We start from the raw sequence: 651 nt of genomic DNA on the forward strand, positions 1-651 counted from the left end.
TCTCCAGTGAGGTTCCCGAGGTGCTGGGGCTGGCCGATCGGGTGCTGGTTCTGCGGGAGGGCCGGGTCATTCGTGAGGCCGGTGCCGGTGAGCTGGACGAGCACGCCGTCCTCGACATGATCATGGAGGGGAGTGCCCTGTGACCGCCTTCCTCCCCGGATTCCCCGAAAACCCCGGGCACGCCGGGAACCCCGGGAGCGCCGGACGCGCCGGGACTAGCGAAAGGAACCGACAGGTCTTCATGGACGCCATCTCTCTCCGTTCCGGAGCCCCGACCGCCGTGGCGGTGCTCCGGTGAAGCCGCCCGTGGACGAGCACGACCGCGTCGAGGCACCCGCCCGCAAACCCGCCGCGGCGAGCCCGCTCGCCCGCTTCGGGGAGACGCGCCATCTCGGCCTGGTGGTCGCGCTGGTGTTGCTGGCGGTGGTGGGCCTGGTCACGGTGCCCGACACCTTCGCCACGACCTCGAACATGGTGAGCATCCTGTCGCTGGCCGCGACCATCGGGGTGATCACGGTCGGTATGACGTTCGTGATCATCGGTGGGGGTATCGACCTGTCGGTGGGCGCGATCATGGCGTTGGCGTCGGTGTGGGCGACCACGCTGGCCACCCAGTCCTACGGCCCGTTCGTGATGATCGTGTGCGCGGTG

1 pseudogene is annotated in these 651 nt (G+C 69.4%); it reads left to right on the top strand.

Annotated elements, in window-relative coordinates:
- Positions 1–294: 294 nt before the first annotated feature.
- Positions 295–651: pseudogene (locus tag ABD817_RS39455) on the top strand (ABC transporter permease); the annotation flags it as partial.

This window comes from Streptosporangium oxazolinicum, assembly GCF_039537505.1.
Lineage (GTDB): Bacteria > Actinomycetota > Actinomycetes > Streptosporangiales > Streptosporangiaceae > Streptosporangium > Streptosporangium oxazolinicum.